Below are 14472 nucleotides of genomic sequence, written 5' to 3'. Positions count from 1 at the left end.
TGATAGCACATGGCGGCAGCGCCCCTTACGGCAACGGCGAGGCGTCGCGGGAGCGATCCCCGAAGCCGGATTCGTTCGTCGGGAGCCTGTCGGTTTCATCCTCTTCCCAAACGAGCTTCCCCCGCTTTCGGTATGCGAGGACGACGCATCCCATCGCGACGACGCATGTGCCCATGAGACCCGCGAACGCAGGCACGAACGTGCCGGTCGAATCGTACACGGCGCCCACGAGCACCCCCGAAAACGACCCGAACAAGCCGACCCCGGTCCGTATCCATGCGTGGATCTGCGTGTAGTTCTTCGATCCGAATATGTCGCGAATGAGCAGCGGAAGGCTGACCGACATGAGCGAATCCTGAATGCCGAACAGCACGGTCGACAGGATCAGGAACACGGGGTTCCTGAAGTATATGAACCCCGCGATGCCGATGACGATGAGCGCCAGCTCGATGATGGTCGTCCTGCGCACGCCTATCTTGTCGTTGAGCCAGCCCATGACGAGCTTGTCGATGACCGATCCCGCCGATTCTGCCGAAACGATAATGGCGGCGAACGAGGCGGTGAATCCGATGGACTGGATATAGCCCGGCATATGCTGCTCGATGCCGCCGTGGATGAATGAGGCGATGCCCGCGAATACGAACAAGCACCAGAACGCCACCGAAACGACGGCTACCCTGACGGCGACCCCGCGCATGACCGGCAAAGCGCCCCCTTCGCCGCGAGCCGTCTCCTCGTAGCCGTACGGAGCGATGCCCAGATCGGTCGGTTTTTTGCGCATGAGCAAACTGCACGGCAAAATGACCGCGAGCGACACGATGCCGACAAAAAGATACGCGGAGCGCCATCCGGTCGTCTGGATGATCGAGCTGATCACCATCGAGAAGAGCGCTGCCGAAATCCCCGAGCATGCCATAACGATGCCGTACACGAATCCGCGCCTCTTGATGAACCAGTTGCCGATAAGGGATGCCGAAGGAAGCACGAAGATACCGGCTCCCGCCGCGCCCACGAGAAACCCCGAAACCTGCCATTGCCATATTTCGGTATACGTGCTCATGGCAGCTACGGCTCCCGACAAGATCACGATAGCCGCAGACATGACGATACGCGTGTCGTACTTCGTCAAGAGCTTGCCCGCCAAGGGCGTCACGAGCGTGGTCCCGATAAAGTAGCCGGTCATATACGTGGATATCTCGGAGCGAAGGAATCCGAGATCCTCGCACACCGGAACGTAGAACAGGCTGCCGCAATTCAGAATAAGGCCCATACCGAACGCCTGAACCAAGCAGCAGCATGCCATGATGACGAACGCGTAGTGAACTCTGCCGAACAACCTGCCATTCCTGACAAGTGCCATCGCATTTCCTTCCCCGATTGCGGGGGTCGCGCAAAAGAACCGTCGTCCGACCCCCGTCAACGCCGATTACCCAGTACGCGGCGAGCCTGTGCCCGCCGCAGCGGAATCACCGCTTGGCGAACGGCGGCATACGCATTCGCCAAGCGGTCGAACCTACCCGTTCGTATTACTCGTCGCGCTTGTCTTCCAACTCTGCAGCAGCAGCCGGTTCGCGCAATCCGGCAATCCATTCGGGATGCCTCGCCTTGGTCGCTACGATGATAACGGCTACAACGACGGCCATGCCCGTAGCGAGCGGCCAGGCAACGTTCCAGCCAGCAAACTGCCCCGTTGCCGCAACGCCCATGACGCCTGCGAGAAACGCAAGAACGTACGCAGAAAAATACTGACACAGATTCTGCGCTGCTGCCAAGAGCGACAGACCAAGCGTTGCCCCCTCTTTGGGCAGAACCTTTACTATCTGCAGTATGAGCGCAGGGTTAAACATGCCGAAGGCGAAACCGTAGATGATGGCGCCCGCATAGTAACCAGGAACGCTGATCACATGCGTGAGGATAAAGAAACCGACAGCCTCGAGCAAAAGCGCGATCGGAAGATCGAAGCCGCGAAGGCGTCCTTTGATGAACGCACCGTAGCATATGGCCCCCGCAGCGCAGGCAAGCGTTTGCGTCGAGCTNGTAGCATATGGCCCCCGCAGCGCGGGCAAGCGTTGGCGGCGAGCTGATCATCCCCGAAAATCCAGTACCGCCCAGCCCCGCCTCTTTGATGCAGAGAGAGATGTTGGTGAAGAAGGAGAACTGGAAGAAGTTCCAAACGCCGGCGAGCAGGATAACGACCCACGCTGCCATCGTAATCGACTTGAGCGCATTGCCCTTCTTGCCATCCGATGTGGTTCCCGCAGGCTTCACGTCGGGCTCAGGCAGCCAGAAAACGATCATGAGGATGATAGGCACGATGAACAGGTAGCCGATAAACGAATAGCGCCATGAGAGAACGGCTAGGAAGCCGCCGATCAACTGGAAGAGCGAACCGGAAAGGCCGCCTACTGCAGTTTTAAAGCTCATGAGCTGATCGCGCTTCTTGCCATCGAACAAATCGGCTATGAACGACGACGCCATCGGGAAGATCATGCCACGACCGAAACCGAGTATGACGCGACAAGCGAGTATGCCGTAGAACCCTTCCGTCGTTTCAGGCATGAATCCGGCCGCAACGCCGCCGACAAGAGTGCAGACCATCGCGATAATGAGCATGGTCTTCTTCTTCATGTACCGCTCCATTATACCTACGGCGAACGCGCCGACGATGGCCATCAGCGAAGGCAATCCCTCTATGTTTTTGAGCATGAGCGAATCTATGCCCGCAGGAGCGTACGCCGCACCGATGGCCGACATCGCTGGCGTCGAAAACGACTTGGCATACTGAAGCGTAATAACGAGCAGTGCGGCGATCTGCACGGTTATGCCCAGCGCCTTTTTAGCTTGAGCTTTTTGTTGTGCGGTCATTTCTTTCTCCTTGTCTATGACCTAATCCCATGAACCTGTCGATCTACCTCATGAATGCGATCAATTCGCCGATGTCATCGAGCTCTTCGAGACGCGAAACGATCCCCACGACGCGATCCGCATCAGCCCGCGAGAGCGTCTGGGAGAACTCGATGTTTCTGTAGAACTTGTCCAACACCTCCTCTTCGCTCATCGGGCTCTTGTAGATGTCGCCCTTCGGGACATCGCACCGGGCGTGATACGCCGCCCCGTCCTCCATGACGATGTCGGCCTCCGCCGTCTGGTACTCGTCGGGCGCAAGCGTGGGCGCAATCTCGATCTTCTCGACCAGGCGCTTGAGCGCAGGGTCCTCCATCGCTTCCCGGTTCATCGAATCGGGGCGAACCGATTTGGTCGCTATCGCGACGGCAGCGGTATAGATGATGCTGAAAGCACCGCTCACCTGCGGGTCCTCGCCGATTTCGAACGGCTGGCCCACAAAGCCCTGAGCGGTTCGCGGCGTCGTGTGGATAACGACCTTCGCCACCTGCTCGGGATCGATATCGTGAGCGCCGACGATCTGCATGCAGGCGTCGATGGAGGGGTGCGTCGCGCGGCAGGCCGACCACGGCTTGACGACCACGTCGCCGTAGAACACCTCTCCGAGATCCTTGCAGAGCAGTTCGGGACGCTGCTTGTCGCCGCAGAACAAGAAGAAATAGCCCTTCTTGCCTCCGAAGGCGTCGTGCGTCGCCGTCATGCCGCGACGAGCGAAATCGGCCGAGAAGATCGCGTTGCGAGCCGCGAGCGCCATCGGCAGCTTGAAGGCGAGCGTCTTGTAGTTGATGTTGTCCATCGACCCGCCGAGCATGTTGAGATCGAGGCCGAGCGCGTTGTTGAGCTGGCGTTCGTCGAGCCCTCCCAGCTTGCCGGCGATAACCGTGGCTCCCAATCCGTTGATGGTGTTGGTGTTGTCCCATCCGCCGTACACGTCGAATCCCGAGGCCGCCCCGAGACGGGCTGCGATATCGTCGCCCAAGGCGAGAGCGCACATGAACTCGCGGCCGTTCGCATGCGCCCGCTCGGCGCAGGCGAGCGCCGTCGGCACCGTGGTGCCGCTGATGTGGGCGGCGCTGCTTTTCCTGTTCTCGTTTTCCGCCTCGATGGCTTCGAAGTCGTACGATCGCATGGAGAAGCTGTTGATCATAGCCGCCGAGGGCGCGTCGATGCGCTCGCCCCTGAAGAACGCGGCGCTCTGCTTCGCGGCTCCATAGCTCTTCAGCAAATCGAACAGCTCATCGCACATCGGAGCATGGACGCCCGCCGCGATCACCCCGATCGCATCGAGCACGCGCGTTTTGATGCGGGATACCGTGAAGTCGTCGAGCACTGTATAGTCCGCCCCGACAACATGGGCGCAGACCTGGTCTGTCATGTTCAATGGGATTCCTTTCCCCCGCTGTGTTCGCGGGTGCTTCCCGCGCTTCCCGCGTCAGCGAGCGGCGCTGCGTGCATCTGCTCGGCCATCGACGGGAAGCCCCCTTGCGAAAGCGCGGGCGCGCAGCGCGCGCCCGCGCCGTTCCCCTTATTCTTTGACGGTTACAAGAGACCAGCGGCTCTGGCCGTCCATCTTCTTGACGAGCTCCTCCGCCTCGCCGTAGTACATGCACCACGCTTGGCAGTGCTGCACGCACATGGGCATCTTGCCCGCCTCGGTGCGCTCGGTACACATATCGCACGCCTGGGTGATTACGGGCATGTAGGTCCATTCCCAGGTGCTCTTGAGACCCTCGCGCCCGCTGTACTCGAACGGGCCCACCTCGCATACCTTGATGCCGAACTCGCCTTTCGGCAGATCGAGAATCTTCTTGCACGCTACTTCGCACGAATGGCATCCGGTGCAGTAGTCGTAGTTGACGAGAATCGCCTTGGTCACAGCTGTTCGCCTCCTTTTCTTACGTTGCGCGGTCCTCTACTTGATAACCTCGTCGGCATGTTCTTTCGCGTACTCGAGGGCGTTGCGGCCTTGCATGTCGGCGTCTTTCACCTTGAGGCTCTGCACGCGGCGCGCGTTCTCGAGCTGCTTTTGCAGCGCATCGTTGCCCTCGGCAGCCTGCTTTTCGGCAGACTCCTTGTCGCCGGCCATGACACCGGGGATGTAGTCGCCCCAGCCGCCCTCGCGCGTAACCTTCTCGCCCGGCATCTGGTCGCCTTCTTGGTACTTGTATATCTTGGCCAAGAAGCTCTTGATGCCCGACCCGATGCCGCCCTGGCCCGTTTCGAAGTTCAGCGCCATGTTGTTGATGTTCGAGTCGAACGTACCGTACAGGCTCGGCTCGGCAGCCTCCTGCTCCGGATACCACCACGCATGCTCCATATGGATGGTGTCGCGCTTGATGCCGGGGAACAGAAACGCCTTCTGACGGCAACGGCCGTGCGTGGTTTCGATCCATACCCAATCGCCGTCTTCGATGCCGTATTCGGCAGCCGCATCGGGGTGGATGGTAACGAGCGGCCACGGATGGAACTCGCGCATGGTTTCGAGCTGACGGTGCTCGGAATGGAAGAACTCGTAGGAACGGCCTCCCGACGTGGCGATGAACGGGTATTCCTCGAGCTTTTCGGGCGTGGAGAGGGGGCTGTCCTTCGGCTCGATGTGATAGGGCATGGGATCGACGCCCCAGTGGTTGTATCCCCAACTCCAGAATTCGAACCGCCCGGTCGCGGTGTCGAATCCCGGCTGTCCGTCGGGCCGGCACATGCCCTTTTCGTACTTGTAGTACTCCGCGTCCCACGGATCGTACTTGTAGCCGCCGCGGGCTTGCAGTTCTTCGAAATCGCCCTCGTAGCGGGTACCTCCCTCGGCGTACTGGTCGGTAAGATACCAGGTTGAAAGCTCTTTATCGTCTTTCCACGGCCAGTTTTCCGGCTTGAGGCGCCGACCGAGGTCGAGGATGATCTGCTCGTCCGATTTCGACTCGTAGAAGCTCGTGCATTTGGAGATGGATCGCGCGGGGGTCCACCACGTGCGCACCGAGTTGCGTTCGCAGCTCATGGCGACGGGCAGTACGATATCGGCATGGGCGACCGCCGTCGGCGTCATGAACGGATCGGCCACCACGCAGTAGGGGATCTTGTTCATGGCCTCGTACATGCGGGGCGCATCCATGCCCGAGCACGAAAGCGGGTTGGCGCTTTGCAGCCAGAGGATCTGGGGCATGAACGGCTCGCCCGTCTCGACCGCATGGAGCAAGGCGTCCGACGACGCGCAGGCCACGATGTCGGAGGACTCGATGCCGGCGGAAAGCGTCATCTTGCCGGCGTAGTTTTCCCGCGGGATCTTGAAATCGCCCAAGCCGTAGCGCTTTTCGATGTCGAACGCGCACTTGATGAGCAGATTGCCGCCCGGATTATCGATGTTGCCCGTCACGCCCATGAGGTCGCACGCCGCCGCCGTGACGCCCAGTGCGGACAGCTGCTGCTCGAAGGCGAGGCCCCATTGGATGGATGCGTTCTCGGCGTTCGCATACAGACGCGCCGCACCGCGGATGTCGTCCGCATCGAGGCCGCATATCTCGGCCGCCCAATCGGCATCCTTGCCCTGCACGGATTCCACCAACTGCTCGTATCCGTAGCACCACAGATCGATGAACTCATGGTCGACGAGGTCTTCGTTGATGATGGTGTTGAGCATGGCGATGCCGAGTGCGCCGTCGGTTCCGGGGCGCACCTGCAGCCAGTACTCCGCTTTGGCGCCGAGCCAGGTCAGACGGGGGTCGATCGAGATGATTTTCGTGCCCATCTGCATGCATTCGAGGATCCAGTGGCCGATGAACCCGTCGGCGTTCGATTTCAGAGGCTCGTTGCCCCATATCATGATGACATCGGGGCGTTTGAACGAGGGGTCGGCGTAGCGCAGCTCGTGCGTTTCGGACACGTCGATGATGGTCATCTCGCCCATCTTCGCCGAAGCGCCGATCATGCGGGGAAGATAGCAGGCGAATCCCGTGAAACCGAAGTTGCACACGTTGGGCGTTTCAAGGGCGGTCGAAGCGAAGAGCGGCAGCTGCCACCCGATGTTGCGCCCAGTGCCGTGCACGAACAGGATGGTATGCGATCCGAAATCGCGTTTGACGGCATTGACCTTCTCGACGATCTCGTCGTAGGCCTCGTCCCACGAGATGCGCTCCCACTTGTTCTCGCCGCGCTTGCCCGCACGACGCATGGGATACTTCAGGCGATCGGGGTGATTGACGGCCTCCACCATGTCGAGGCAGCGCATGCAGAGCTTACCGCCGTTGAACGGAGCCAAGGGATCGCCCTCGATGTGCGCGAGCTTTCCTTCCTTGTCAACGTACAGCAACACGCCGCAGCCGTTGTGGCATCCAGGCGGCGACCAGTGGTTGGTGCGGGTGACGGTGTACTCGCCCTCCTGCCACCGCCACTCGCCCTCATGGTAGGCCTCGCGGTCTACCGAATCGAGGAATTCTTGATAATCCATGCTCCTCCCTTTCTCTCGTACTCGTCTTCGATGGTTGTAGGGAAACTCGTAAGGCAACCGAAGAAGGTCGGCAAGCTGTAAAGCCCGCGCCTTTTCGGGAGCTTTTTACTGCGGTGCCCCCGGAGCCTTCGGCGCGCCGGGCGCACTTGGCTTCGCCGGAGCGCCGGGCGCTGCCGGCATGCCCGGCATCGAGGGCGCTCCCGGCGCTCCGGGAGCGCCGGGCACCGAGGGGGCATCGGGAAGGTCGGCTCCGCATGCAGAGCACGACTTCGCGTCAAGCGCGCACTCTGCGCCGCACTTCGGACAGGTAACGCTCATGGAAACTGCTGCTGGTCTGAAACACATAGACAACTCCTAAAATAATCCTTTTAGTACTAGTCTTAATCGTCTTAGCTGACGTGATCAAAATAATACCTTTTAGTATGATTTCACAAGAGGTATATTTATTTTATTTTGAGAATAATTTATCGAATATGTATTCAATTAAAACATTATATTCCCTGATTAAAGGCTATTATCCAATCCTACCTATCACTATTAGGCTATATCAATCATTCATAAAATAGAATAATTTCTAATCCTATTTAGTACTATTCAATAGGAAAGATTAGTATTATTTTGATCTCATCAGATTTCATACTCTAATACTTATTGGATTAGATGTGACTTTGATCATCCTGATTGGAATTTCCGTGAGAAAGGTACCGTCATGTGCTTCAGACCAGCCGAAACAGAACTGCCGCCCGTCGTATGCCCCTCATGCGGGAAGCGCATCAACCGCGTAGCGGGGCAGCTACCCTCAAAATGCCCCTTCTGCAAAACATCGACGGAAGGGATTGAAGACGCAGTTTCCCAAGCACCGGCCCCCGCTTCCCCCGCAGCGCCGACGGCCCCCAAGGCGCCGGGCGCGCCTGCGGCTCCGACGGCGCAGCCCCCGAAAGCCCCCGGCGCCTAGCATACGGGGGCTCGGCCCATCGGCATCCCGTCCGAGGCGAGCCGGGTTTTATCATCCCAGCCAGAAGCCCCGCCTCAGACGCATTGCATACAACCAGACGAGAGCAAGGAAGGAAGGAGAGATTATGTCGGAGAGGATAATCGATTGCGGTGATGGCGTTATCAAGTGCCGCACCTGCGCATGGTCCCCGCCGGGCGATCACCCGGTGGGATGCGGCATGTACCTCACGGTAAAGGACGGCAAAGTCGTCGACGTCGAAGGCGACCCCGATCACCCCATCACCCAAGGGCGGCTCTGCGTGCGCTGCCTGACGCTTCCCGAGTACATGTACAACGAAAAGCGCATTCTGACCCCGCTCACCCGCAAACGCGAAGACCGGGGGAAAGACGCGTGGGAGGCGATAACCTGGGATGAGGCGCTCGACATCATCGAGGAGAAGGTGGCCTATGTCAAAGAGAACTGGGGCGCTGAATCCATCGTCGCGTTTCAGGGAACCGGTCGCGAGGCGACGCTCTACAAGACGCCGTTGGCCTATGCCGCGCTCGGAACGCCCAACTCATGCTTCCCGATGAGCGGCGATTCGTGTTACGGGCCCCGCTGCTCGGTGGCCGACTTCATTCTAGGAGCGGGCTATCCCGAACTCGACTATGCGGCGTTCTTCCCCGATCGATTCGACGATCCGCGTTACGAAGTGCCGAAGTACATCGTGCTCTGGGGCAAAGACCCGCTTTTCTCGAACCCCGACGGCTTCTTCGGCCATACCCTTATCGACCTCATGAAACGCGGATCCAAATACATCGTCATCGATCCGCGCGTCACCTGGATGGCAGCGCACGCCGACTATCATCTGCAACTGCGTCCCGGCACCGACGCCGCGCTCGGCCTCGGCATGATCAACCTCGTCATCCAGGAAGACCTCTACGACCACGATTTCGTCGAGAACTGGTGCTACGGGTTCGATGAGCTCAAGGAACGCGCGGCCGAGTATCCGCTCGACAAGGTCGAAGAGATCACCTGGGTTCCCGCCGAAACCATTGCGGCGGCAACGCGCGCCATCGCCACCAACCATCCCTCCTCGTTCATGTGGGGACTCGCCATCGACACGAACAGCAACGGCGTGCAGGCCGGCCACACCGTACTCATCCTCGCTGCCATCCTCGGCGATCTCGATGTACCCGGCGGCGTCACGCTTGCCGTACCCGCTAGCTTCATGGGCAAGTGGCGCTACGAATGCGCCCAGCAACTGCCCCCGGGAATGCTCGAAAAGCAGATCACCGACCCGAAGTACAAGGGCTTCCGGGCGGCGCACCTTATCGCACATCCCGACTGCATCCTCGACACGCTTGAAACCGACGAGCCCTATCCGCTCAAGATGGCATGGTTCTACGCCACCAACGGCATCGCCAACACCACCAACGCCCAAGGCAAGCGCTGGTTCAAGGCGCTCGAGAAAATGGAATTCAACGTGTGCCAAGACGTGTTCATGACACCGACCGCCATGGGACTGTGCGACCTGTTCCTGCCCGTTACCACCTTTGCCGAGCACGACGGCATGGTGCTCCCCCACTTCGGACGCAACACCCACATGGTCATGGCGATGAACAAGTGCGTCGAAGTGGGCGACTGCAAATCGGACCTCGAGATCGACTTTTTGGTGGGCAAGCGGCTGAACCCACAAGCTTGGCCGTGGGACAACGTTGCCGACTTCTTCACTGAGCAACTGCATAACGGCGGCGTCGACATGACGTTCGAAGACCTCCAGAACGACGGTTGGCTCCAGATGGATTTCGAATACCGCAAGTACGAGAAGGGTCTCCTCCGCCCCGATGGCGAGCCGGGCTTCAACACCCCCACGGGCCTTGTCGAACTGTGCTCGAGCCTGTACGAGGATTGGGGAGAGGATCCGCTGCCCTACTTCGAGGAAAACGCGCTGACACCCTACAGCAGGCCCGATCTGGCAGAAGAGTATCCGCTCATCATGACCACGGGCGGTCGGGAAACCACGTCGTTCCATTCCGAGCACCGTCAGGTCCCGTCGCTTCGCGCCATCATGCCCAACCCGCTCGTCCAGATCCATCCCGAGACCGCCGCAAAGTACGGTATCGAAGACGGCGATTGGGTATGCATCGAAAACCCGCTCGGCAAAGCCATCGAAAAAGCGAAGATCACAACCATCGTCGACCCTCGCGTCATCCATGCGCAACACGGCTGGTGGTTCCCCGAACAGGATGCGGAAGCGCCCAACCTCAACGGCGTATGGAAAGCAAACATCAACAGCCTCATTCCCCATCGCGCCATCGGCCGCATCGGCTTCGGCGCTCCGTTCAAAAACGTCTTATGCAAGATATCGAAGGTGGACGGCCTCGACGCGCTCGGCACCCTGAGCCCCGACACCGTCGAAGGCGCGATCGGCACCGACCCCGCAAGCCCCGTCGCAACAAGGAAGGAGGCCTAGCATGAACGAGTACGCTTTGCTGATCGATTACAAGTACTGCACCGGCTGCCACGTGTGCGAGGTTTCATGCCGCAAAGAGCACGATATCCCTCTTGACGAATGGGGCATCAAGCTCAACGAGATGGGTCCCGTAAAGATGGGAGGCTCATGGCTTTGGGACTACGTCCCCGTCCCCTCGGACCTTTGCGATCTGTGCGAAAACCGCGTGGCCGAGGGCAAAAAGCCCGCATGCGTTCACCACTGCCTCGCCCAGTGCATGGAACTCGTGCCCGTCGAAGAGCTATCGGTCAAGATGGCCGAGCATGGAAACAAGGTTACCTGCTTCATCCCCTAAAACTCGGTTTTCCATGGTCTAATACTCCATAGATCAGATTATCGAAGTCACTACAGAAAGATCCCTTGCATCATGAGGGGTCTTTCTGTCCTAATAATCCCTGTTTAACTGTATATTGGCTTCGGTATTTACCGAGGAGAACATTTTTCAAGAAAAAGAATGCTTTCGTGAATCATAGTTTTAATTTACCATTTATAATACTTATCAGTATTATCTCTTACAGAAAGCATCGCCACCATGAAAGAAAGCGAATCGAAAGTGCTCGAAGCCGCAGCAATCCTCTACAACGCTATCCCGGGCTACCTCGCTCAAACCGAGAGCAAGCAGCAGATGGGGCATTACCTCGTCGAACTCATCGACGCACTTGACGATATCGAGTATTCCCGCTCCGGCACGCCCCTGTACGACATCATCGGTGGCAGCGCTCCCGGCAGGCGCAAGAAGGCTATCCTTACCCTGGAAAAGAAATACGGTCTGACCGAGCGCGAAAGCCATATCCTGCGCTACCTGGCGAACGAACGCAACCCCACCTACATCGCCAATGCGCTCGGCATATCGCCGTCGACCGCAAAGGCTCACAAGTACTCGATCTTCAAAAAACTCGGCGTTCATACCTCCGACGAGCTTAAAGCCATGCTCGAGCAATCCGAAGCCCACCCCGCCGCCGACGGTGAATAGGAGCGGATCCCCAGCGCAAAGCGGGACGCCGCATCGACGCCCCGCTGACATGCCTGGTTTCTTCCGTCTCACTTGCCCGCTTTCACAAACTCCTCGGCCATCTCGCGCAGCTTGAACTTCTGCACTTTCATCGAAGGCGTCATGGGAAACTCGTCGATGAAGAACACGCGCTTGGGAACCTTGTAGCGCGCAATGCGCGGAATCGCGAAAGCACGTACGTCCTCCTCGGTCATGTCCTCGTATCCCGGACGGGTGCGGACGAACGCCCCGACGATCTCGCCGAGTCGCTCATCGGGAATGCCCACAACCTGGGCATCGAGCACGCCGGGCATGGTGAGCAGGAAGTTCTCGATTTCGAGCGGGTAGACGTTCTCGCCGCCGCGGATGATCATGTCCTTCACGCGGCCGGTCACGCGGTAGTACCCGTCCTCGTCGACGGTGCCGAGGTCGCCCGAATGCAGATACCCCTCTTCATCGATCACCTTGGCGGTTTCCTCGGGCATCTTGTAGTAGCCCTTCATCACGTTGTAGCCCTTGCAGCACAGTTCGCCCGGCTCGCCGACGCCGCACACGCGCCCCGTATCGGGATCGACGATCTTCACGAGCACTGGCTCGTGCTTGCGGCCGACCGTCTCGCACTTGTGCTCGATATCGTCGTCGACCGTCGTCTGCGTAAACACCGGGCTCGTTTCGGTGAGGCCGTAGCAGATGGTGATCTCGGTCATGTGCATCTTGTCCATGACCTCGCGCATCGTTTCGGGCGGGCACGGGCTTCCGGCCATGATGCCCGTCCGCAAGCTCGTCAGATCGTACTGGTCGAAATCGGGATGGTTGAGCTCGGCTATGAACATGGTGGGAACGCCGTACACCGCTGTCGCCCGCTCCTTGTGGATCGCCTGCAAGACGAGGCTCGCGTTGAAGTCCTCCACGATGATCATGGTCGAGCGGTGCGTCAGGTTCGCCATCACACCGAGCACGCAGCCGAAGCAGTGGAAGAACGGCACCGGCAAAACCACGCGATCGTCGGGCGTGAGCTTTTGCCCCTCGCCGATGTAGAACCCGTTGTTCAAGATGTTGCGGTGCGTGAGCATGACGCCCTTCGGAAAGCCCGTCGTGCCGCTCGTGTACTGCATCATGACCACGTCGTTGTTGTCGAACTGGGCCTCGGCATCGGGCAGCGCATCGTCGGGCAGGTATTCGCCCAGCAGTATCAGCTCGGGCACGCTGTAGAACCCGCGATGCTTCTCGGGTCCCATGTAGATGAGGTTCTCGAGCATCGGATAGTTCTCCGATTCGAGGTGGCCGCGCTGCTGCGTGAGCGATTCGGGCACGAGTTCGCGGATGATCGAGAGGTAGTCCACATCGCGGTACGCGTCGATCACGCAGAGCGCCTTCATATCGGACTGCTTGAGCACGTAATCGAGCTCATGGCTCTTGTACACCGGGTTCACCGTGACCATGACGATGCCCACCTTGGCGGTGGCGTACATGAACGTGAGCCAATCCGGGATGTTGCGAGCCCACACGCCCAGATGATCGCCCGGCTTCATGCCGATGGCCAGAAGACCGCGCGCAAGGTTGTCGGTGCGCTCGTCGAAATCCTTGTACGTCCAGCGAAGGTCGCGGTCGGGATACACGACGAACTCGTGATCGGGATCGATCGCAACCTGGTTGCGGAAATAGCGCCCGATCGTCAATTCCGAATGGAGCTTGTAGTCGGGCGAGCCGGGCTCGCCTTTGTATTCGTTGTCGGTTTCCATGATCTCCCCTTAGATCGGCGTGTACACGACGGCGAGGAACTTCGCGCTCTGCCCGTCGTGCGCGCGCACCTGGTGCGGCACGATGGAATCGTAGTAGATGCTCTCGCCCGGATGGAGCACGAATATCTCTTTGCCGTATTCGATCTCCACGCATCCCTCCATGCCGTAGAGAAACTCCTCGCCCTCGTGCTGCGACAGCACGTGGTCGGTCTCCCCCGACGGCTTGATCGTGATGATGAACGGATCCATATGACGTGAGGGACGCCCCTCAGCCAGGCTGAAGAAGCGCAGATCTCCCGCATCGGAGATCGTCTCGAGACTCGTCGCCCGCGTGGCCTCCTCGATTTCATCGGCCTTCACGTACACAGGGCCGAGCGCTTCGTCGTCGTCCATGAGGGTGCCGAGCCGCACGCCGAGCGCTCGGGTGATCTTGATGAGCGGAGCGAGCGAGGGCGCCATCTTGCCGTCCTCTAGGTCACGGATAACCTCAGGCGTACAGTTGCACCGTAGCGCCAGCTCGTCCTGCGTGAGATGCAGCGACTCGCGCAACGTGGTGATCTTGCCTCCGAGTTTGTTTTCCGTAGCCATGTTTACTCCTGTCTCTATTCCGCGCCTCGCATTGGGCGCATCGGATTATTGTAACGCGAGAACGAGCACAGGGCGAAGCGCACAGAAGAGCGGGTGCATGTGCTCGGCGGGCGCACCGGAAAGCGGGTTCGGCGAGCGCACCGCAAGAGCATCCTTTCGGAAGCGCGCGCTCTTGCGCGATCCCCGAAGGCAAACCCGGCCGCCAAGGCGCCTCCGGCCTCACTCGGACAGGAAGAGCACTCGCACGGAATGCGAGTTGGCCCTATATGCACGCTTTTGACAAGTAAAATGGCCTGAAACACAGTGGTTTACTTGTCAAAAGCGTGCATTTGTGAAATGTCGACGGTCATCGGACCC

12 protein-coding genes are annotated in these 14472 nt (G+C 59.4%); 3 read left to right on the top strand and 9 right to left on the bottom strand.

Annotation, left to right across the window (positions count from 1 at the left end; translation table 11 throughout):
- Nucleotides 1-25: 25 nt before the first annotated feature.
- From C1722_RS01220 to C1722_RS17095, 7 genes are all read right to left on the bottom strand, one after another.
- The gene (locus C1722_RS01220) at nt 26-1360 is read right to left on the bottom strand and encodes an MFS transporter (RefSeq protein WP_102377648.1); all 1335 of its coding nucleotides are present in this window, start codon (nt 1358-1360) and stop codon (nt 26-28) included.
- 166 nt (nt 1361-1526) lie between these two features.
- Complete coding sequence (locus C1722_RS01215) at nt 1527-1847, bottom strand: hypothetical protein (protein ID WP_146040575.1); 321 nt, start codon at nt 1845-1847, stop codon at nt 1527-1529.
- A complete protein-coding gene (locus C1722_RS01210) occupies nt 1840-2865 on the bottom strand; it encodes an MFS transporter (RefSeq protein ID WP_102377646.1) in 1026 nt (341 codons plus the stop codon). The genes C1722_RS01215 and C1722_RS01210 overlap by 8 nt, the downstream gene beginning before the upstream one ends.
- Nucleotides 2866-2908: 43 nt before the next feature.
- Nucleotides 2909-4279, bottom strand: a complete 1371-nt coding sequence (locus tag C1722_RS01205; RefSeq protein WP_102377645.1) for an MmgE/PrpD family protein — start codon at nt 4277-4279, stop codon at nt 2909-2911.
- Nucleotides 4280-4429: 150 nt separating this feature from the next.
- Nucleotides 4430-4780: a 4Fe-4S dicluster domain-containing protein gene (locus tag C1722_RS01200; protein ID WP_102377644.1), complete on the bottom strand. Its 351-nt coding sequence runs from the start codon at nt 4778-4780 to the stop codon at nt 4430-4432.
- Nucleotides 4781-4816: 36 nt separating this feature from the next.
- Nucleotides 4817-7345 carry a molybdopterin-dependent oxidoreductase gene (locus C1722_RS01195; protein WP_102377643.1) on the bottom strand — a complete coding sequence of 843 codons (2529 nt, stop codon included), beginning with the start codon at nt 7343-7345 and terminating at the stop codon, nt 4817-4819.
- Between the two features lie 105 nt (nt 7346-7450).
- A complete protein-coding gene (locus C1722_RS17095) occupies nt 7451-7690 on the bottom strand; it encodes a zinc-ribbon domain-containing protein (RefSeq protein WP_219724262.1) in 240 nt (79 codons plus the stop codon).
- Nucleotides 7691-8424: 734 nt separating this feature from the next.
- On the opposite strand from C1722_RS17095, the gene C1722_RS01180 reads away from it, so the two are divergent.
- The 3 genes from C1722_RS01180 to C1722_RS01170 all read left to right on the top strand — a co-directional run bounded on the left by C1722_RS01180 (nt 8425) and on the right by C1722_RS01170 (nt 11767).
- Nucleotides 8425-10755 carry a molybdopterin-dependent oxidoreductase gene (locus C1722_RS01180; protein ID WP_102377641.1) on the top strand — a complete coding sequence of 777 codons (2331 nt, stop codon included), beginning with the start codon at nt 8425-8427 and terminating at the stop codon, nt 10753-10755.
- Nucleotide 10756: 1 nt separating this feature from the next.
- Nucleotides 10757-11089, top strand: a complete 333-nt coding sequence (locus C1722_RS01175; protein ID WP_102377640.1) for an oxidoreductase — start codon at nt 10757-10759, stop codon at nt 11087-11089.
- A 237-nt stretch (nt 11090-11326) separates the two neighbouring features.
- Nucleotides 11327-11767, top strand: coding sequence for a helix-turn-helix transcriptional regulator (locus C1722_RS01170; RefSeq protein WP_102377639.1), 441 nt, complete (start codon nt 11327-11329; stop codon nt 11765-11767).
- Nucleotides 11768-11835: 68 nt separating this feature from the next.
- On the opposite strand, the gene C1722_RS01165 is transcribed toward C1722_RS01170, so the two are convergent.
- Both C1722_RS01165 and C1722_RS01160 read right to left on the bottom strand, forming a co-directional pair.
- The gene (locus tag C1722_RS01165) at nt 11836-13527 is read right to left on the bottom strand and encodes an AMP-binding protein (protein ID WP_102377638.1); all 1692 of its coding nucleotides are present in this window, start codon (nt 13525-13527) and stop codon (nt 11836-11838) included.
- A 9-nt stretch (nt 13528-13536) separates the two neighbouring features.
- Nucleotides 13537-14115 (bottom strand): helix-turn-helix domain-containing protein, encoded by a 579-nt coding sequence (locus tag C1722_RS01160; RefSeq protein ID WP_102377637.1) that lies wholly within the window; start codon nt 14113-14115, stop codon nt 13537-13539.
- Nucleotides 14116-14472: the final 357 nt, after the last annotated feature.

It is taken from the genome of Raoultibacter timonensis, assembly GCF_900240215.1.
Classification (GTDB): Bacteria; Actinomycetota; Coriobacteriia; order Coriobacteriales; family Eggerthellaceae; genus Raoultibacter; species Raoultibacter timonensis.
The sequence above is the reverse complement of the archived record's forward strand: the minus strand, read 5'-3'. Positions and strand labels throughout refer to the sequence as shown.